Raw genomic sequence first — 971 nt, 5'->3', positions numbered from 1 at the left:
GGAATTAGCGTTTTTTCACTACATTTACGTTAAGCCGAAAATACTCGGTTTCAAAAGTCCTCAACCACGCCAAGCGCCAAGACGTTGTACGACAGCAACGAGCGACGAAAATAACGACAACATTTGTTTCTTAAAAAGGAAACTTATATCTTTACAGAAAAATAAGAACAGTGAAAAATGGATTATAAATTTAAAGTTGAATTTCTCGAACCTGTTTTAGAGTTTTTGGAAAGTTTAGACCAAAAATCCAAAGAGAAAGTTCTTTACAACATTTGGAAATCTAGAAGCGTAAATGATAATGAATTGTTTAAAAAACTCGATGGAGAAATTTGGGAATTTAGAACTTTATATAACAAACAATATTTAAGATTGTTTGCTTTTGGGATAAATCAGACAAACAAGATACGATCGTTATTTCAACTCACGGGATTATTAAGAAAACCGACAAAACACCAAAAGTGGAAATTGAAAGAGCAGAATCATTAAGAGTAAAATATTTTAACGAAAAAGAATAAGATTATGAAAACATATAGTTTAGATGAAGTAACAGACAAATTCGTTGGAAAAAAAGGAACTGTTAATAGAGATAATTTTGAAAACGAATTAAAAATTGATTTAATTGGTCAAACAATTAAGCAAATTCGAAAAGAAAGAAACTTAACTCAAGAACAATTAGGTCAATTGGTTGGTGTGAAAAAAGCTCAAATCTCAAAAATTGAGAATAGCTTAACTGATGCTAGATTTGATACGATTATTAAAGTATTTCGTGCTTTAAATGCTAAAATAAACTTTAATGTAGAGTTGCTGAATCAGAATGTAGCAATCCACTAAAATTGCCGTCGCACAACAGCCGTTTGGCGAGATTGGGGTTTTAGGCTTAATTTAAAGATGGTTTTGTACTTGGAAAATTTGTGTTTAATGGAAAAATCTCGCATCTTTACTCGCCAAGCGCCAAGACGTTGGCAGTAATT

At 31.4% G+C, this 971-nt stretch carries 2 protein-coding genes; both read left to right on the top strand.

All coding sequences use genetic code 11. The features are described 5' to 3' along the window. Positions 1-359 precede the first annotated feature (359 nt). Positions 360-515, top strand: coding sequence for a type II toxin-antitoxin system RelE/ParE family toxin (locus tag MW871_RS16375; protein WP_345799469.1), 156 nt, complete (start codon positions 360-362; stop codon positions 513-515). Positions 516-519: 4 nt separating this feature from the next. Continuing rightward, positions 520-831 (top strand): helix-turn-helix domain-containing protein, encoded by a 312-nt coding sequence (locus tag MW871_RS16160; protein ID WP_248429418.1) that lies wholly within the window; start codon positions 520-522, stop codon positions 829-831. The last annotated feature ends 140 nt before the right edge of the window (positions 832-971 follow it).

This window comes from Flavobacterium pygoscelis, from assembly GCF_023162025.1.
Lineage (GTDB): Bacteria > Bacteroidota > Bacteroidia > Flavobacteriales > Flavobacteriaceae > Flavobacterium > Flavobacterium pygoscelis.
Note: the sequence above shows the minus strand (reverse complement) of the source record. Positions and strands in the feature narration are given on the sequence as shown.